14 protein-coding genes and 2 pseudogenes are annotated in these 20,576 nt (G+C 29.5%); 2 read left to right on the top strand and 14 right to left on the bottom strand.

Annotated features, from left to right (window positions below; translation table 11 throughout):
* Nucleotides 1–3 precede the first annotated feature (3 nt).
* A complete protein-coding gene (dapA, locus tag ICMP_RS00390) occupies nucleotides 4–879 on the bottom strand; it encodes a 4-hydroxy-tetrahydrodipicolinate synthase (RefSeq protein WP_041069997.1) in 876 nt (291 codons plus the stop codon).
* A 402-nt stretch (nucleotides 880–1,281) separates the two neighbouring features.
* Between dapA and bcp the strand changes: the two genes are divergently transcribed.
* Nucleotides 1,282–1,758, top strand: coding sequence for a thioredoxin-dependent thiol peroxidase (bcp, locus tag ICMP_RS00385; protein WP_041068690.1), 477 nt, complete (start codon nucleotides 1,282–1,284; stop codon nucleotides 1,756–1,758).
* Between the two features lie 108 nt (nucleotides 1,759–1,866).
* On the opposite strand, the gene guaA is transcribed toward bcp, so the two are convergent.
* From guaA to ICMP_RS00340, 10 genes and pseudogenes are all read right to left on the bottom strand, one after another.
* The gene (gene guaA, locus ICMP_RS00380; RefSeq protein WP_041068687.1) at nucleotides 1,867–3,447 is read right to left on the bottom strand and encodes a glutamine-hydrolyzing GMP synthase; all 1,581 of its coding nucleotides are present in this window, start codon (nucleotides 3,445–3,447) and stop codon (nucleotides 1,867–1,869) included.
* Nucleotides 3,448–3,479: 32 nt separating this feature from the next.
* Nucleotides 3,480–4,955, bottom strand: a complete 1,476-nt coding sequence (guaB, locus tag ICMP_RS00375; protein ID WP_041068684.1) for an IMP dehydrogenase — start codon at nucleotides 4,953–4,955, stop codon at nucleotides 3,480–3,482.
* 133 nt (nucleotides 4,956–5,088) lie between these two features.
* Nucleotides 5,089–6,510: a ribosome biogenesis GTPase Der gene (gene der, locus ICMP_RS00370; protein WP_041068681.1), complete on the bottom strand. Its 1,422-nt coding sequence runs from the start codon at nucleotides 6,508–6,510 to the stop codon at nucleotides 5,089–5,091.
* Nucleotides 6,511–6,584: 74 nt separating this feature from the next.
* A complete protein-coding gene (bamB, locus tag ICMP_RS00365; protein ID WP_041068680.1) occupies nucleotides 6,585–7,844 on the bottom strand; it encodes an outer membrane protein assembly factor BamB in 1,260 nt (419 codons plus the stop codon).
* A complete protein-coding gene (locus ICMP_RS00360) occupies nucleotides 7,845–8,441 on the bottom strand; it encodes a YfgM family protein (RefSeq protein WP_269446737.1) in 597 nt (198 codons plus the stop codon). It lies immediately after the preceding gene.
* 48 nt (nucleotides 8,442–8,489) lie between these two features.
* A complete protein-coding gene (gene hisS, locus ICMP_RS00355; RefSeq protein WP_052456795.1) occupies nucleotides 8,490–9,770 on the bottom strand; it encodes a histidine--tRNA ligase in 1,281 nt (426 codons plus the stop codon).
* Nucleotides 9,771–9,982: 212 nt separating this feature from the next.
* Nucleotides 9,983–10,212: pseudogene (locus tag ICMP_RS03450) on the bottom strand (flavodoxin-dependent (E)-4-hydroxy-3-methylbut-2-enyl-diphosphate synthase); the annotation flags it as partial.
* A gap of 561 nt (nucleotides 10,213–10,773) precedes the next feature.
* Nucleotides 10,774–11,898, bottom strand: a complete 1,125-nt coding sequence (gene rlmN / locus ICMP_RS00350; RefSeq protein WP_052456794.1) for a 23S rRNA (adenine(2503)-C(2))-methyltransferase RlmN — start codon at nucleotides 11,896–11,898, stop codon at nucleotides 10,774–10,776.
* A 102-nt stretch (nucleotides 11,899–12,000) separates the two neighbouring features.
* On the bottom strand, nucleotides 12,001–12,432 hold the full coding sequence (ndk, locus tag ICMP_RS00345; RefSeq protein ID WP_041068676.1) for a nucleoside-diphosphate kinase: 432 nt from the start codon (nucleotides 12,430–12,432) through the stop codon (nucleotides 12,001–12,003).
* A gap of 101 nt (nucleotides 12,433–12,533) precedes the next feature.
* Complete coding sequence (locus ICMP_RS00340) at nucleotides 12,534–13,676, bottom strand: IscS subfamily cysteine desulfurase (protein WP_052456793.1); 1,143 nt, start codon at nucleotides 13,674–13,676, stop codon at nucleotides 12,534–12,536.
* Nucleotides 13,677–14,116: 440 nt separating this feature from the next.
* Between ICMP_RS00340 and ICMP_RS00335 the strand changes: the two genes are divergently transcribed.
* On the top strand, nucleotides 14,117–14,911 hold the full coding sequence (locus tag ICMP_RS00335; protein ID WP_041068674.1) for an inositol monophosphatase family protein: 795 nt from the start codon (nucleotides 14,117–14,119) through the stop codon (nucleotides 14,909–14,911).
* 80 nt (nucleotides 14,912–14,991) lie between these two features.
* Here ICMP_RS00335 and ICMP_RS00330 read toward each other — a convergent pair whose 3' ends face one another.
* The 3 genes and pseudogenes from ICMP_RS00330 to gyrA form a co-directional block, all read right to left on the bottom strand.
* Nucleotides 14,992–15,552 (bottom strand): class I SAM-dependent methyltransferase, encoded by a 561-nt coding sequence (locus ICMP_RS00330; RefSeq protein ID WP_041068672.1) that lies wholly within the window; start codon nucleotides 15,550–15,552, stop codon nucleotides 14,992–14,994.
* Nucleotides 15,553–15,866: 314 nt separating this feature from the next.
* Entirely contained in the window at nucleotides 15,867–17,162 is a 1,296-nt protein-coding gene (gene serS / locus ICMP_RS00325) for a serine--tRNA ligase (protein ID WP_041068669.1), read from the bottom strand.
* A gap of 707 nt (nucleotides 17,163–17,869) precedes the next feature.
* Nucleotides 17,870–20,398 (bottom strand): annotated as a pseudogene (gene gyrA / locus ICMP_RS00320) (DNA topoisomerase (ATP-hydrolyzing) subunit A); the annotation flags it as partial.
* Between the last annotated feature and the right edge of the window lie 178 nt (nucleotides 20,399–20,576).

Below are 20,576 nucleotides of genomic sequence, written 5' to 3'. Positions count from 1 at the left end.
ATCTTATTTTATAGCTTTTTTCAGAGCTTGTTGTACAATAGGTTTCATTGTATCAGTTAGAGGTGTCATTGGCAAACGCAAAGTATCATTATTAATTAATCCTAGTTGTCTTGCCGCCCATTTTACGGGGATGGGATTAGGTTCGCAAAAAAGTGCTTGATGTAAAGACATCAGGCGTCTATTAAGTAAACGTGCTTCTGTCAAATTACCTGCTATAGCTAATCTGCATATTTCTACCATCTCACGAGCAGCAATATTGGCTGTTACAGAGATAACACCGTGTCCTCCTAATTGCATGAAATCCAAAGCAGTAGCATCATCTCCACTAATGAGAACAAAATCTTTATGAACAACTTCTTTTATTTGACTCACTCGTGATAAGTTTCCTGTCGCTTCTTTTATTCCAATTATATTTTTAAGATTAGCTAAACGTGCCACAGTTTCAGGCAAAATATCACATCCAGTACGTGAAGGCACATTATAAATTATCTGGTTTAATTGAGTATTTTCCGCAATAGCCTTAAAATGATTGTATAATCCCTCTTGAGTTGGTCGATTATAATATGGAGTGACGCTCAAACAAGCAATAACCCCGGAATTTTCAAATCTTTTAGTTAAATTTATAGCTTCAGAAGTTGCATTTGCTCCAGTACCTGCAATAATTGGAATGCGTTCTTCAGCGATATCCAAAGTTCGCATTACGACATCAGTATGTTCATTATGACTTAAGGTAGCAGATTCACCTGTAGTGCCTACAGAAACAATTGCTGAAGTGCCACTGACAACATGATAATTAACTAATCTTTTTAAACTTGTATGGTCAATACATCCTTTGTCATCCATTGGAGTGACAAGGGCAACAATACTTCCCGTAAACATTTGCATGCTATATCCTTAAATATATAAATACTTTCAATTCTTCATTGTATTAACGTGATTTAATTATTTTTTAGTTTATCTTTTATTTACTATGATCATATATATTTATTAAAGTATTATGTATTGTGTGATTCAAGTAATTATCTTAAATAATGATTTAATCAAAATAGCACATTAATTATTAATAAAAAAACTTAATATGTTAATATCCTACCTATTAGGATCGCTAATTTCTAGTTTTATTACGTAATTATTTTCAGTAAAAGATATATTTTTTATAATATATCTTTTACTTTACCAATATCTTCTTTAATATAAGAAGATTAAAGTGCGGTAATAAATTTATTATTTCTACTAGTTTAGTAGCAAAATAAATTATTTATAATATTTAAGGTTTTAATGATGAATACTCTGAAAATAGGTGATTTAGTCCCCCAATTTAGCTTACCTGATCAAGATGGTGAACAAGTAAGTTCATCAGACTTTATAGGACAAAGATTACTTATTTATTTTTATCCAAAATCAATGACTCCAGGATGTACACTCCAAGCATGTGGCTTAAGAGATAATATGGATAAATTTCAAAAAGCAAAGGTAGAAATATTAGGTATTAGTACAGATAAACCGGAAAAACTTTATAGATTTGTAGAACAAGAGCTATTAAATTTTAATTTATTATCGGATACAAATCATGAGGTATGTAAAAAATTTGGAGTATGGGGTGAAAAAAGTCTCATGGGTAAAACTTACATGGGCGTTTATCGTATGAGTTTCCTTATTGATGAAAATGGACGCGTAGAACAGGTTTTTAATAATTTCCAACCATCTAATCATCATAATATAATACTAGATTATCTGTGTATTACTGATAAAATTTAAAATTTGGTGCTATTTAATATTATTTTAAATAAATATCATAAGCACCCTTCAATTAGGATAAATCTTATAAAGATTACTTATATTAAAAATTTCATAATAATACTTAGTTTATTCCCATTCAATAGTAGCTGGTGGTTTACTGCTAATATCATAAACTACACGAGATATTCCCTGTGCTTCATTAATAATTCTGTTAGAAACGTAACTTAGAAATTCATATGGTAAATTAACCCATTTAGCTGTCATAAAATCTATAGTTTCTATAGCACGTAAAGCAATAATCCATTCATATTTACGCTTATCTCCCATGACACCGACTGAACGTACCGGAATAAATACAGCAAAAGCTTGACTAATTTTATTATATAAATTAGCAATAAGTAATTCTTCTATAAAAATAGCATCAGCAATTCTTAGTAAATCAGCATATTCTTTTGTTACATTACCAAGTATACGTATAGCTAATCCTGGTCCTGGAAATGGATGACGATAGATGATATCATCCGGTAAACCCAATTCTACACCTATTTTACGTACTTCATCCTTAAATAATTCTTTTAATGGTTCTATTAACATTAATTTAAGTTTTTTCGGCAAACCTCCAACATTATGATGTGATTTAATAATATTAGTTATAGGAGTAATCGACACCGATGACTCAATCATGTCAGAACAAATAGTACCCTGAGCTAGCCATTTAACTCCTCTGATTTTATTAGCTTCTTCTTCAAAGATTTCAATAAAAATACGACCAATAATTTTACGTTTGAGTTCAGGATCTACGACACCACTCAATGATTTCAAAAAACGTTTTTCTGCTTGTACATGTAATATCTTTAACCCAAAAATTTTTTTAAAAATATTTTTAATCTGACAAGCCTCATTTAAGCGCAACAAACCATTATCAATAAATACGCAAACTAAATTATCTCCAATTGCACGATGCAACAAGATAGCAGTAACTGCTGAATCTACACCACCTGAAATGCCTAAAATAACCTTATCGTTACCTACTTGATGTCGAATAGTTTCAACCATATGATCAATAATGTTCACAGAAATCCATTCGGAATTACAATGACAAATATCAAAAATAAAACGCTTAAGTATGCTAATACCTTGAGTAGTATGAGTAACTTCTGGATGAAATTGTAAACCATAAAAATTTTTATATATGTTAGCAATAATGGCAAATTTACAATTTTCTGTACTTGCAACATTTATGAAATTAGGTGGAAGTAAAGTAACTTTATCGGTATGACTCATCCAAACATCTAGTAATTTTTTTCCATCAAAACTAATATTATCCTGAATATCACGAAGTAATGTAATATCTTTTTCTATCTTGACCTGTTTATGTCCAAATTCACACTTATTAGATATTTCCACTTTTCCACCTAATTGCATGGCCATGATTTGCATACCGTAACAAATGCCTAATACAGGAACCCCAGCATCAAACACATACTCAGATATACAAGGAGCATTAAATAAAGTCGCACTTTCAGGACTTCCTGATAAAATGATACCTTTAGGATTAAATAAAATAATTTTTTCTTTTGAAACATTCCAGGGATATAATTTACAGTAAATTCCTAGCTCTCTTACTCGGCGTGCAATTAAAGGCGAGTACTGTGACCCAAAATCTAAAATTAAAATACTATGTTTGTAAATGTTTTTAGTGGTCATAAAGTTATTCTAAAACATTAAATATTATATTTTTATAAAGGATGTAATCCCATACGATAATTAGGTGACTCTTTAGTAATGATAACATCGTGTACATGACTTTCTAAAATTCCTGCACTACTAATGAGTACGAATTCTGCTTTTGTTTGCACATCTCTAATAGTCGAGCAGCCAAGTAATCCCATACACGACCGTAATCCCCCTATTTGTTGATGTATCACATCTTTTAAATATCCCTTATATACCACACGACCTTCTATTCCTTCTGGTACTAGCTTTTCTACAGTATTATCAACTAGTTGAAAGTAACGTTCGGCGGAACCAGTGCTCATTGCGCTTAATGAACCCATACCACGATAAGATTTAAAGGCACGACCCTGGTAGAGTTCAATATCACCTGGAGCTTCTTCAGTCCCGGCTAATATAGAGCCTAACATCACACAAGAAGCACCAGCAGCAATAGCTTTAGCTATATCTCCAGAAAAACGAATACCTCCATCTGCAATTACCGGAATATCTGTACCCTCTAAAGCATCGACCGCATCAGAAATAGCAGTAATTTGGGGTACACCTACACCGGTAACAATGCGAGTAGTACAAATTGAACCTGGTCCAATACCAACCTTCACTGCACTTACACCTGCTTGTAATAATGCTAATGCACCCTTTCTAGTAGCAACATTACCTCCTATAATTTCTAAATTTGGGTATTTCGCACGAGTATTACGAATACTTTCTAATACTCCTTGAGAATGTCCATGAGAAGAATCGATCAGTAATATATCAATTCCTGCTTCTATTAAGGCCTCAATTCTTTCTTGATTATTATTAACGCCTACTGCTGCTCCTACACGTAATCTACCAAAAGAATCTTTACAAGCATTTGGTGTATTCTCTAAATTATAAAAATCTTTTACAGTAATCATGCCGACAAGGTGAAAATTATCATCTACAATAAGTGCCTTTTCAACTCTTTTTTCATGCATTTTTTGAATGACAACATTACGAGATTCACTTTCTTTCACTGTAACTAATAGTTCTTTAGGAGTCATTACTTCAGAAACTAACATATTTAGATCGGTAATAAAACCTATATCTCTCTTAGTAATAATACCAACTAACTCATTATTTGCATTGACTACAGGATAACCAGCAAAACCGTTAAGTTCAGTCAACACCTTGACTTCTCTTAACGTAGTTAAAGGACTTACAGTCGTGGGATCTGTTACAATGCCACTTTCATATTTCTTTACTTTCTTTACTTCTTCTACTTGCTTTTTTATAGACATATTTTTGTGAATAAAACCTATCCCTCCTTGTTGTGCTAAAGCAATTGCTAATTTTGCTTCAGTTACAGTATCCATTGCTGCTGAAATAATAGGGATATTTAAAGAAATATTTTTTGTTAAATTTGTTTGAGTATTAACCATATGAGGTAGCACTGTAGAATAAGCAGGCACAAGTAAAACATCGTCAAAAGTAAGAGCTTCTTTAGCAATTCGTAACATATTAATATCTCAATATTAATAAATGAAAGTATGTAAGATATTGCTTTAATATGCAATATTCTTAGTTAGTACTACTATATTATCAAAATACGGTACATAATAACATCTTATATTTTTAACTGGGCATTTTTCTTTAAAATTTTGTTAAACACCTACGTTTTTTTTTCCGGAAATTGCAATTCTTACTCTTTTCAATAAAAGGATTTGGTGCTTCTTTAAATTGAATACGAATAGGGGTACCTTTAATATTTAAATACAGACGAAAATATTTTATCAAATAACGTTTATAAGATTCAGGAATATTTTTTGTCTGATTTCCATGAATCACTACAATAGGAGGACTATATCCACCTGCATGAGCATACTTTAACTTAATACGTCTGCCATGTATTAATGGAGGAGGATTATTTTCCTTGGCCATGTACATAATACGTGTTAAAATAGAAGTGTTAATATGTTTAGTGGAACTCTCATAAGCCTCTCTTACCGATTTAAACAAATTTTGCATACCCATGCCATGCAACGCAGATATAAAATGGGTTTGGATAAATTTAGCAAAATATAAACGATGATTGAGTATCTCTTTAAATAATATCTTGTTTTTTTTGTTCAACATATCCCATTTATTTATTACTATAACTAAAGGCTTACCACTCTTAAATATAAAATTAAGTAAACAAATATCTTGGTGTATTATACCTTCTACTGCATCAACTACTAATATAATTACATTAGATTGTTCTATAGATTGCATGGTTTTTATTACTGAAAAATGTTCAATTTTATTATTTCTTTTATTGCGGTTACGGACTCCAGCAGTATCAATGATAATATAATCACGTTTTTCATATATTATTGGGATACTAATGCTATCTCGTGTAGTACCAGGAATTTCAGATACTATCACACGATTTTTACCAGCAATACGATTAGCAATCGTTGATTTACCTACATTAGGACGTCCTACTATAGCAATTTGTATAGATAGTTGCTTTTGGCTGTAAACATTTTGTGGAAATAATAAGTTATTTTTTTTAATTATTTGTTTATTATGACTGTTATTGATCCAAGGTATTAGTGCTTTTTCTAAAATATTTAAAATACCTCGATTATGTGAAGCAGTAATCGGGTATATTTCAGTGAAACCTAATTCATAAAATTCAGTAATAGCTATAGGAATAGCTATTTCATCAACTTTATTAACAATCAAAAACGTAGTTTTTTTGTTTTTATATAGATAATGAGCAATATATTTATCTGTTGGCATTAAACCTGTTTGAGCATCTACCATAAAAAATATAATATCAGCCTCATCAATGGCTGATAATGATAAGTCTACTACTTCTGTTTCAATACCATCTGTAGTATCTTCTATACCACCAGTATCTATAACAACAAAATTAAAACCTTTTACAGTGAATTTACCATATTTAAGATCTCTCGTCAGTCCAGGTGAATTTAATACAAGTGCATCTCGAGTACCTGTTAAACAATTGAAAAGTGTAGATTTTCCCACATTAGGACGACCAACTAATGCAATAATCGTTGATAACATAATATTTCCTAATTTTTACAATCAATTATCCTAAAATTACTTAAATCATTTCTTAATAAGAAACAGTGCATCCATTATTTAATAGCTTTTTTACCAGCTGTAAAAGAATATATTTTTTCATCTTTGGATTGTAAAATAAGATTATCTTTAGCAACTAATAAATTACTTATAAAACCATAATTATTGATATGTTGTTGATAAATAATAGAACCATTAGCAATATTAAGGAAAAACAGATAACCTCTATCATCCGCCACTACTAAAAATTTTTTATATATTATAGGTGATGTTAAATGATGTAAGAATTTTTGAGACCACTTTATTTGGCCATTATCTTGTATAATACTCCAAATAATATCATTCTGATCAACTACATAAATACATTCATTATTTACAGCTACATCTCGTATACTTCCAATATCTTGCTGCCATATAACTGCCCCCGTTTCTAAATTAAGAGCTGTAAGATGACCATTATATGCTACACAATATACTATATTACCAATAATAATTGGTGTACTATCAACATCTCTTAAACGAGAAACTGGTTTTCCATTTACCTGAATAGTAATATTGTATTGCCAAAGTAATTTTCCAGTATTAATATAGAAGGCCTTCACAGAACCATTATCACTACCAATGATAAGTTTATCTGATTTAATAGCTACGGCACACTCTCCTTTCATAGAAAGCAGTACTGGATCTTCTTCTAAATGAATATTCCATAGTACGTTACCAGTATTTTGATTTATAGCTTGTAGTATTCCATTAGCCGTATGAATAAATACTAAACCATTACTAATGACTGGGAAAGACATTGCTTCACCCATTAATGTAGTTTTCCATAAAACAGATCCATCATTAGCATTTAATGCATATAATTGATTCTTTTCCGTACCAACATATATATAATTACCATTAACTGCTATACCTGCAGAAAGTAAAATTGATTGTCTTCCGCTCAAAAACTGAATAAATTTTGCACAATGTAAAAATGATGTTATTTTGGAAAAAAATTGATAATTAAATAAAGAAATTATTTTTTTGCTGGATAGATTTGTACTCCATTTTTTTTTACCATTTTTTAAATTTATGGCTCTAATTATACCAAAGCGATTAGCTGCAAATATGATATTGTCTTTACAAGCCGGACGTAAAAAAGAATAAAATTCTATTTCCTTTAGGTGGCTTAACGAAAAATTCCAATTTTGTTTAAGCAAAAATTCATCATTTGTATTATCTTTTCGTGATATCGATTGTTGCGCATGGAATACACTACAACTACTTAGACAAAGCAATATACTAATTATAAGTAGTTTTTGAACAGATTTCATCTAATTTATCGAAAGATTATTTATCTTTATTGTTAACATTTGAGTTAATAAATTCATTTTACTTAATGAAATCGCTTTTAACCATTCTTTATTTGCATTGTTTTTATCCCCTTTTTTAAGAAAAGCATCCCCTTTAATATTTGCAACACTTGCTGCCCAAGTATTTCCTTTAATAGAACTTAGAATGTTTAAAGCCTCTTTTATGTTATTTTGTTCTATTTGGAGACGAGCTATTCGCATTTTTATAATTGCTAGCAAATCAGGATTTTTTATATATTTCATTCCATTTTGCAAGTGCAAAATACTTTGATCTAATTTATGATCATTAACCAAAATATTTGCTATATGAAGAGCAGACAAAGTGCCATATATATGGTGATCTTTATTAAGAAAATTATCTATTTCTGGTAATAATTTACTTTTATCTAGTTTATTAATATGGGTAATTTCCTGATATATAAGATAATCAATTTGTAGTAGTTTTTCTTGATGCGCGATCCAATACAAGTAACCAATAACTAAAGTACTTAATATTATTATCATATAAATTAACAAGTTCTTCCAATGTATAGGAAATAATATATTTGTTATATTCATATGCTTAGTTTTGGGTTTATATGGTTCCATCAAATCAACCTTTGCAACTTAATTTATTTTCATAAACCTTTTAAATATATAGGGCATGTCATCTTGATGACATATTTGTTGCTTTCCTGTATGTAAATCTTTAATGGTAATAAAACCTTCCTTAACTTCATCACTTCCTACTATTAATGCCATACGTGCACCTAATTTGGCTGCAGTAGAAAATTGCTTTCTTACATTACGATTGCTAAAATCAGTAATCAATTTTAACTGAGGAATTGTATCTCTTAATTTTTCAGCAATTAGCATGGCTGCAGACTTTACATTATTATCAATAATGACAATATAAATATCAATTGATTGTATAGCCTGTTTCTGTAATTTTATATATTGCATCAATAATAATAAACGGTCCAGACCAATTGCTAAACCAAGAGCTGGAGTTTTCTGACCTCCTAATTGATACACTAAACCATCATAGCGTCCTCCAGCACATATAGTACCTTGAGCTCCCAAATTAGAAGTTATCCATTCAAATACAGTAAGATTATAATAATCTAATCCACGTACTAATTTTTGATTAACAGTATAAGTAATGCCTAAGTCATCTAAAATAGTACAAAGATCTTTAAAGTGCCTAGTAGATTTATCATCTAAAAAATCTTTTAAAATAGGTGCGTTATTAAGCAATAATTGTATCTTAGGATTTTTACTATCTAGAATTCTTAATGGATTGTTATAAAGACGATATAAACAGTCTTCATCTAAATTAGATTTATGATATTCAAGAAAATTTATTAAAGCTTTTTTATATCTTGTTCTAGATTCTAAAGAACCTATAGAATTTAATTCAAGATGCACGTATTTAGTTATTCCTAACATTTTCCACCACCGTGCGGTCATTACTATCAATTCTGCATCAATATCAGGTCCATTTAATCCAAAAACTTCTACGCCAATTTGATAAAACTGCCTATATCTGCCTTTTTGAGGTCTTTCATAACGAAACATGGGACCAATATACCATAAACGTTGTTCTTTTTGATCTAACAAACCATGTTCAATAAGAGCTCTTATACACCCTGCTGTTCCTTCTGGACGTAATGTTAAGCTTTCACCATGACGGTCATTAAAAGTATACATTTCTTTTTCAATTACATCCGTGAATTCTCCAATACTTCTCTCAAATAAAATCGTTTTTTCTACAATAGGTAACCTAATTTCTTTATAACCATAGCTACTTAAAACATCTTGAATAACTTTTTCCAGTTTTCGCAAAAAAACTGTATCTACAGGTAAGTAATCATGCATTCCGCGCACGGATTTAATATTTTTTCCCAATTGGCAATCTCTCTAACACTAAATTAACTTATTGAAACTATCTTACAAAAAAGATAGTTATTTTTCATAAATTGGCATATATTTATTTTTCAAACATTATGCCTGAACGTATTTCTAATTCATTAATTCAGTCAGTATTATCAATTATAGTTTATTGTCAAAACTTTGTTGTTTATGACCAACAATAATTTAATGGTATAATTTAGTGGTTAACCAGGATGATTGACTACACATCCAATAATAGATACATCTATTGGTGTTATAATATATTCCAATATTTTTGCTAAAATAGAAACAGTATTAATAACCTCAAATTATTTATTTGCACAGCTTGGACCAACAATAAAATTAATACAATACCGCGATAAGATACAAAGAGTATATCAAATCCTACTTTGACTTATTCTACTGGATCAGCACCTAAGGAAATTCTTATATTGTCCTTTCTGAGAATAAACTAAACGCAAATAACCAGCATTAGTAATACCTAAATGATCCACTTGACGCAGAGTTGATTCAACCAATGTATTATAACCTGTATTAATACCCATAAAAGAAATACGATGATAAAAATCAACATCAGTAGAGTAAGTAACACCTAGTCAGTTTAAAAACTTTTGCTGCTCAATATAAATGTCAACTATATGCACTCATATTTTAACATCCATTATATTAGTAATATAGGCACCCTTAGCCATTATGTATCTTACGTACATAAATAAGCTTGTATTTTCTACAACTAAGAGATATTTTTTAATAATTCATGTTCATAAGAAAAATTACTACCAGTAAAAGCTTAATAAAGAATTTCAAAAATATTGAATAATATTGTCTGATAGTTTATATAATTATATACCATATTTAAATAGAATGGTTAATTCTATATAATGATAAATTATATGACTCTAATCTCATGGTGGGAAATAATCCACAGAAGTATTCTACATTTCAGAAATAACCATATTTATGTAATAAATAAATACTTCAATTAATAATTATTTGTTTAATGATTAATACGACTAATAACATTGCCCGTAAGTTGACCACATGCAGCATCAATATCATCACCACGGGTTTTTCTGATTATGGTCGTAAAACCATATTCGATTAAAATTTTCGCAAAAATGTTAATTTGAGAATCAGAACTACGAAGATAAGATGAACCCTTAAAATAATTCCAAGGAATCAAGTTAATTTTGCTAGGTATATTTTTTAACAATCTAGCTAGTTGATGAGCATGTTCTACACTGTCATTAATATGATTTAACATTACATATTCAATGGTTATCTTACCCCTATTAGCAACACCGTTTTCAATATAATGCTTCACTGCAGCTAATAGCATAGCTATATTATATTTTTTATTAATAGGCATTATTTTATCTCTTATTAAATCATTAGGAGCATGTAATGATATAGCTAATCCTACATCGATCATGCTTGCTAACTTATATATAGCAGGTACTATTCCAGCTGTAGATATAGTAACTCTACGTTTTGATAAGCCGAACCCGAATTTATCTAACATAATATGTATACTAGATACTACATTTTTTACATTTAATAAAGGTTCGCCCATACCCATTAATACTATATTAGTAAATAAACGTTTACGAGACGATAATTTAGTCTCTCTAAGAATTTTGGATGCCTGCCAAATTTGCCCAATTATTTCAGCAACTTCTAAATTACGATTAAATCCTTGTTTCCCTGTGGCACAAAATTTACATCCAACTGTACAACCTATTTGTGAGGATATACATAATGTAGAACGATTATTTTCTGGGATGTAAACTGTTTCTATAAGTTGATCATCTATTCTCATACTCCATTTGATCGTTCCGTCAGCAGAGCATTTCTCTTCTACTACTTCTGGTGCAGAAATTATTGCCAATTTACTTAATTTACTTTGTAATCTTTGACTAATATTAGTCATTATCTCAAACTTATCACAATGATAATGATAAATCCATTGCATAACTTGATCAGCATTAAAAGCTTTTTCTTCTAATGAAATAAAAAAATCACGCATTTGCAAACGATTGAAACTCAGTAAATTAATTTTTTTTATTTTAGAATAATGTTCTGTAGTACCAGTATAAGATAGCATTAATTTTTGCTTAGACATATATTTAACCTCATGATTACCATTTATAATTCCAAGCAAAAAAAATTTTTATTACTCATATTTACGCTAATGATAAGAGAATATCTCTATTCTTAGTGAATTTTAACGAGTTCGATAAAAAATTTCATTTTCTTTAAAAAAAAATGAAATTTCGTAATATGCTGATTCCAATGCATCAGAACCATGAATAGCATTTTCAGTAATACTATCGGCATAATCTGCTCTTAATGTGCCAGGTAGTGCTTTTTCTGGATTAGTATCACCCATTAAATTTCTGTAGCGCTTAATGACATTTTCACCTTCTAATATAGAAACTACTATCGGACCTGAAATCATAAAGTTAATCAAATCCTGAAAAAAATGTTTGTCTTTATGCTTAATATAGAAAGTTTTAGCTTGATTTTTAGTTAAATGTTGCATTTTAGTAGCAATTATTATAAATCCTGCTCTTTCACAACGGTCATATATAGCACCAATATAGTTTTTTGCAACTATATTAGGTTTTATTATTGAACAAGTACGTTCAATTGTCATATGAATTTCCATTTATTAAATTACGAATACTATATTTGGATATTTAATTTATAAATAACAATTTTATGTTTAACAAACCTCATATGTTATATTAAAAATGTTTATTTTGCATTTAATTTATTGTTGATTAAAGCAATAGTATAATCAATTTCAGCTTCTGATGTAAAACGACCTAAAGAAAATCTGAATGAGTTAAGAGCTAGATCTATTGGCACACCTAATGTACGTAAAACATAGGAAGGTTCTAATGTAGCTGAATTACATGCCGACCCTGATGATATTGCTACTTTTTTTAAAAGTATTATCAACTGTTCATGCTGTATATTAGTAAAACTAAGATTTAATATATTCCCCACATTATGTAATAAATTACCATTGATTTTTATATCATCCCTCTGGTTTACTCCATCCCATAATTTATCTCGCAATATAATTATACGTTTCATTTCAGAGTGCATTTCTAGTTTAGCAATAAAATAGGCTTCCCCCATACCCACAATCTGATGTACCGGTAAAGTGCCAGAACGTATTCCACGTTCTTGTCCACCACCATGCATCTGAGGTTTAATTTTGATAAGCAATTGACGATTTATATAAAGCGCACCAATACCTTTCGGTCCATAAACTTTATGTGCAGATAGAGACATCAAATCAACTTTTAATTGTTGCAGATCAATAGGAACTTTACCTGCACTTTGTGCAGCATCTACATGAAAAATAATATTATTATCATAACAACATTTACTAATGGTATTTAAATCTTGTATAACTCCTATCTCATTATTAACATGCATGATAGAAATTAATATTGTATCATCACGGATGGTTGATTCCAAAGTTTTAATATTCACTAAACCATTATTCTGAGGAGTTAAGTAATCTATCTCAAAACCATCTAATTCTAGTTGACGACAAGTGTCTAGTACCGCTTTATGTTCAGTTTTACTAGTAATTATATGTTTACCTTTTGTTTGATTAGAATAAGCTATTCCTTTAATTGCTAAATTGTTTGACTCAGTAGCTCCTGAAGTAAAAATAATTTCCCGAGAATCGGCGTTTAGTAAATCAGCAATTTGATTACGAGCTATTTCAACAGCTTCTTCAGCTTGCCAACCAAACCTGTGAGAACGGGAGGAAGGATTACCGAAATTACCATCTAAAGTAAAATATTGCATCATTTTATGTACTACTCGTGGATCTATAGGAGTAGTAGCGGCGTAATCCAAATAAATAGGTAATTTCATAATTGACTATAAATCTCCTGTATAATAAAATTATTATTTCTTATGTATTTAAAAACATCTTTAATAATAGTAAAATCTTTTGATAAGATATTTTTTATATGAAATATATAATTTCACTATTAGTGATACATACTTTATTAAATGTAAAATAGTGTTTTACATTAACTATATCCTGTGTATTCTCTTAAAATAGATATAAAAATTAACCCAAATGTAATCTATAAATTTTATATAAGTAGATAATGACACTCTCATAAACATATAGATTTATATATGGTAGTTTATATTTACGTTTAATGAAATCCATCACTTCAATAGTAATAATTAAAAAGCATTTTTTTACTTTATAAAAAATGATTGTGAATACTAGATTAGTAATCTATAAAATTATATTTATAACAAAAAATAATTTATTATTTTAATATTTATTGAGAAATACTATGCATCCAATGCTTAATATTGCTGTTCAGGCTGTACGTAAGGCTGGAAGTTTAATCTTAAAAAATTATGAACTATCAGATATAGTGTCAAATAATCTTCGTAATGGTGATAGTGTGTTTTCTGCTATTAACATGGCTTTAGAAGATATTATTAGAAATATAATACAAAAATTTTATCCAAATCACTCTATTTTAACTAAAGAAAATAATAATTTATTGGTAAAAAGTAAAAATCCCATTTGGATTATTCATCCTATTGATGGCAGTTGTAATTTTATGAAACGTTTACCTCATTTTTCTGTTTCTCTTGCCTTTATTACCCAAGGTCGTACAGAAATAGCTGTTATTTACGATCCACTACGGAATGAGCTATTTAGTGCAGTACGTGGTCAAGGTACACAGTTAAATAGTTATCGCATTCGTAATAATCATCTGCGGAATATATCAAGTGCTCTTTTTGCGATCGACTGCTCATTAAAATATAGAGAGTATTTGGCTAAATACATTAGTGCAATAGCTAAATCTATGAATAATATTAAAAATATAGATTTTCGTATAACAGGATCAACTGATTTAGATCTTGCTTATGTTGCAGCAAACAGAATAGATGCATATTGTGGTATTGGATTAATTAATTATAATTTTATAGTTGGTGAATTACTAATACAAGAATCCGGAGGGTTAATTACGGATTTTAATGGTAGTCCATATTATAAAATATCAAATAATATATTAGCTGGTAATACATATATAATAAAAAAATTACTGCTTGGTATTAGAGAAAAACTTTGCTAAGCGTTTAACTACGCTTAGCAAAGATAGATGTACATATGTCATATATATTAGTTTAATAAGAATATTCACTAACTAAATAATTACCTGTATTGATGAGTACAGCGATATACCCAAGCTGGAGGAAAATTTCTGAAAACTAAGCGACGTTGCCATACAAAATAACGGGATATCATTGGCTGCGGTAGAGAAGAAAATAAGTATTGTACAAATACCCCACCTGGTATTAAAGAAAGATGAATTTTTTGTAAAATTTGTTCTCTCAAATTAGATGGCAAAGATAATAATGGTAGTCCTGAAATAATAACATCATAATTTCCTGTTAACTCTACTGCTGAGGATTCATAAACCCTCAAACGAGAATCTTTAATGTTTTTTAGTTTTTTAGATAAAATTTGATTAATTTCAAATATGTCAAGATTACCGTTAGGCAGTAAAGCACTAAGTATATGATGTGTTAATACTCCTGTTCCGGCTCCTAACTCAGATACACGATTTGCTGTATTCCAATCTACAGTTTTTAATATCGCTCTACATAATGCTACTGATGATGGAATAATACTACCAACTGATCGGGGATGAATAGAAAACTGCTTAAAAAAAGTAATACCTTCGCGAAGTCGAGAAATACCTCTGGTTAACATTTTTTCTCCTCATCTCTACTATAGATTAAATCATAAAAAATCCAGTCTATTTACTACTCCATATCTATTTTGTGGGATGAAAGATAGTTAAACTTATCATAATTTTTTTTACATTATGTGAAATATTTTATGAACTGACAGAATTTTTATTTTCCAAAAAAATAATTATGAAAGCATACCCTATTAACTTATAAAGTTAAATATTTGATATAATATATTAATGTAATAAAGATATATTTAATAAAAATTGACCTATATAGTTTGTATTATGATCTACATCATACCCATCTTATGGCGATAAATAAATATATTATTTAGCTGATATATTTCAAACCATTCATGTAATTTTGTAATACTTCTGGTATTTTAATACTACCATCGGATGTTTGGTAGTTTTCCAGTATTGCCATCAATGTACGACCTACAGCTAAACCTGATCCATTTAAGGTATGAACTAAACTAGTTTTTTTAGATGTTAAATTACTGCTGCGGTAACGAGTGTGCATACGACGAGATTGAAAATCTGACATATTCGAACAAGAAGAAATTTCACAATACTTATTTTTGGTGGGCAACCATACTTCTAAATCATAAGTTTTTGTAGCTCCAAAACTCATATCACCAGCACATAATAAAATTTTACGATAAGGTAATTTTAGTAATTGCAATACTTTTTCAGCATGAATTACCAATTCTTCCAATGCTTGAACTGAATTTTCCGGACTTACTATTTGTACCATTTCAACTTTATCAAATTGATGTAAACGAATTAGACCGCGAGTATCACTTCCATAAGATCCAGCTTCAGAACGAAAACATGGTGTATGAGAGACTAATTTTATGGGTAAATTTTTTTCATCTAATATTTCATTACGGAATAAATTAGTTAAAGGTACTTCTGCTGTTGGAATAAGACTATAATGCATATCTGTAGCATGATCTAAAAAAGAAATATGGAAAAGATCTTGACTAAATTTTGGTAAATGACCAGTACCATACAGAGTGTTTTTGTTCACTAAATAAGGTACATATGTTTCAATATAACCATGTTGTTCACTATGCAAATTAATCATAAATTGACTTATAGCTCGATGTAACCTTGCAATTTGACCTTGCATTACTACGAATCTTGACCCTGTCAGTTTAACCGCTGAAGCGAAATCTAATCCTTTTAATTTTTCTCCTAATAGTACATGATCTTTTATAGGAAAATTCAATTTATACAATTCTCCCCAATAACTAATGGTTTTATTTTTACTACTATCTTTCCCTTCAGGAACATCATCAGCTGGTAAATTAGGAATAGTTAAATAAAATTCCAGAATTTCTTTTTGTAAAGATTTCAAATCTAATTTAGAAGAGGATAATTTTTTTTTAATAATATCTACTTCTTCAGTCAAGATCTTAATATTTTCTCCACGCGCTTTAGCCTCACCTATACGTTTCGAATAAACGTTACATTTAGATTGCATAGTTTCAGTTTGTACTTGTAAAGTCTTGCGGCATTTTTCTAATGAAAGTAACTTTTCTACATTTAAATTAAAACCACGGTAAGCTAATTTTTTTTTTACTAAATCTGGTGTATTACGTAACAAATAGGGATCTAGCATATGTCTCCAATATTTTTATTTATTTTAGAGCTATAAATTATTATAGTCATATATTGCTCTAATAGAGCAGAAATATATTGTTAAATATAATTAATATTCAGTATTTACTTAAATTTATCTAATAAATAAAATTCTTATAACTGAATATTTATCATAAAAAGTGATACACTATTGATCATCAATTTATAAAACATTCACTAAATTAGTTGTGTAATTTATATATATTGATATAAATATAATTGTATTAGTTTTTTTTAGTAAAAATTGAGAAATTGAATATTGTTATTCCAGATGATTACCCAATCATTTTATTATGTCTGCATAATTTTTTTTGATAAAAAGACTGTATTTCTATTATAGGATTCTTTAATAATTCAACAGATCTCATGTAGGATCTAGAGTCATTAGGAACATGCGACAAATATCGTGATGATATCATTTGAATGAGCGTTATTTTTCAAATAAATATTTTTTACCTATATAATCATCAAAAATAATCTTTGTGCTAATTTTATCAAAAGATAGCCAAGTAGTACGCTTTGTATCAGAAATATTTTAGTTACTGAAATTGCTAATAAACAACATAGTTGTATTAAAACTATCCAAAATCAAAAAAATATGCCATGATTCAACTAAATATTGATACTAATCATCAATTTATTTAAATATTTTTCATATATTAATTATATTATTTAATCACTTCTATAAATGGTATCTGCAACACGTTGTAATCCAACTACTCGTTCATTTTCTGCAGTACGAATGAGAATTACACCTTGAGTATTACGCCCTACTATACTGACTTCTGATACCCGGGTACGCACTAAAGTACCAGCATTAGTAATTATTATTATCTGATCGCTATCTACTACTTGTATAGCTCCTATAACCAATCCATTACGTTTAGTAACTTTAATAGAAATAACTCCTTGAGTAGCTCTAGATTTAGTTGGATATTCACTGTTGGCTGTTCTTTTGCCATATCCGTTTTGTGTTACAGTAAGAATTTCACCTTTTTTTCGAGGTACTATGAGAGATACTACTAAATCGTTTTTGGCTAATTTAATACCACATACCCCTGAAGCTGCTCTGCCCATATTCCGAACCGTAGTCTCCGAAAAACGTACCACTTTACCTGCAGAGGAAAAAAGCATTATTTCATCATTTCCTTTAGTTAACGCAACACCTATTAATTCATCATCCCCATGTAATTTAATAGCAATAATACCAATATTGCGAGGACGACTAAATTCGTTAATGGCAGTTTTTTTGACGATTCCTTTTGCAGTTGCCATAAGAATATTCAGTCCTTCTTCATATTTATATACAGGAAGAATAGTAGTAATACGTTCTTTTTCTGCTAAGGGTAGTAAATTAACAATGGGTCTACCACGTGAACCTCTACTTGCTTCAGGTAGCTGATAAACTTTCATCCAATACAGTCGTCCTTTACTAGAAAAACATAGTATGGTATCATGAGTATTTGCAACTAATAGAGAATCAATAAAGTCCTCTTCTTTAATTTGTGCAGCAGATTTTCCCTTACCACCTCTACGCTGGGCTTCATAATCTGTCAATGGCTGATATTTAACATATCCTTGATTAGATAAGGTGACTACTACATCTTCATGATGAATTAGTTCTTCGTTTTTTATGTCAATACCATTGATATTAATTTCTGTACGTCGTGCATCACCAAATTGATTCCTTATTATTTTTAAATCTTTACAAATTATTTTCATAAGATGATCTGGATGCTGTAAAACATGTGTTAAATTGTTTATTTGTTTAACCAATGTTTCATATTCTTCAATTAGCTTCTTATGCTCTAATCCAGTGAGTTTTTGTAAACGCATATCAAGAATCGCTTGTACTTGATGTTCTGTAAGAGTATATTTGTTATCATGAATATGCGATTTTTCACAAAAATACTTGAAATTTTTATTAAAACTTTTAGAATGATGTGTAATTTGAATTAATTTTCCTAGATTCCATTTTTTTGTTAAAATAGCGATTTTAATTTCGGATAAACTGGAAGAATTACGAATAAAATAAATGATTTGGTCTAAATTTTCCAAGGCAATTATTAAGCCTTCAACAACATGAATTCTTTCACGTGCTTTATGTAATTCAAAAACAGTACGCCGTGTTACTATTTCACGACGATGACATATAAAAGCTTCTAATATTTCTTTTAATGTCATAGTCTTAGGTTGACCATGATGTAAAGCCACCATGTTAATGCCAAAAGAAATTTGTAATTGGGTTAAAGAATAAAGGTTATTGAGTACTACTTGAGCTACTGCATCTCGCTTTACTTCAAGTACAATTCTTAGACCATCTTTATCTGATTCATCTCGTAATGTACTTATACCATCAACTCGTTTATCTTTAACTAATTCTGCTATTCTTTCAATCAAACGAGCTTTATTTACTTGATAAGGTATTTCATGTATGATTATAATTTCGCGTTTTGTTTTATTATCGATTGCTATTTCAACAAAAGCACGAATATAAATTTTTCCACGTCCTGTTCTATAGGCTTCTTCAACTCCATTCTGACCATTAATTATAGCTGCAGTGGGAAAGTCCGGACCGGGAAGATATTCCATTAATTTTTTTACAGTAATATTGTGATCTTCAATATAAGCAAGACAAGCGTTAATTACTTCTGTTAAATTATGAGGAGGAATATTAGTTGCCATTCCTACGGCAATACCAGAACTACCATTAATTAACAAATTTGGAATTTGACTTGGTAATACTTCAGGGATTTTTTCACTGCCATCATAGTTAGAAATAAAATTTACTGTATCTTTTTCTAGGTCAGTTAATAGTTCATGTGCTATCTTTGACATGCGTATTTCAGTATAACGCATAGCAGCAGCAGAGTCCCCGTCAATAGAACCAAAATTACCTTGTCCGTCTATTAATATATAACGTAAAGAGAAAGGTTGAGCCATGCGAACTATTGCATCATAAACAGCCGTATCTCCATGAGGATGATATTTTCCTATGACATCGCCTACTATCCTGGCAGATTTTTTATACGGTTTATTATATAAATTGCTTAACTCATACATCGCAAATAATACTCGACGATGAACAGGCTTTAGTCCATCACGTACATCAGGTAAAGCACGTGAAACAATAACTGACATAGCATAACTAAGATAAGAATTTGTTAACTCTTCTTCAACATTAACTGATATAGTATTTTTTTTGAGTTCGTTCATGGAGTAATTATTTAGGTACCTCAAATAAATATTTTTAATAATTGTATCATATATTTATATAAAAGTTATATATATAATAATATTTATTTGAGATAATTTAAATTGTTTAAAAAAAGTTGTCGATATTAAACAGAGGTTTATGTTTAAATACTCATTTAATAGTAAACCATGGATTAAT

The sequence above is a fragment of the Candidatus Ishikawaella capsulata Mpkobe genome (assembly GCF_000828515.1).
Classification (GTDB): domain Bacteria; phylum Pseudomonadota; class Gammaproteobacteria; order Enterobacterales; family Enterobacteriaceae; genus Ishikawella; species Ishikawella capsulata.
Note: the sequence above shows the minus strand (reverse complement) of the source record. Positions and strands in the feature narration are given on the sequence as shown.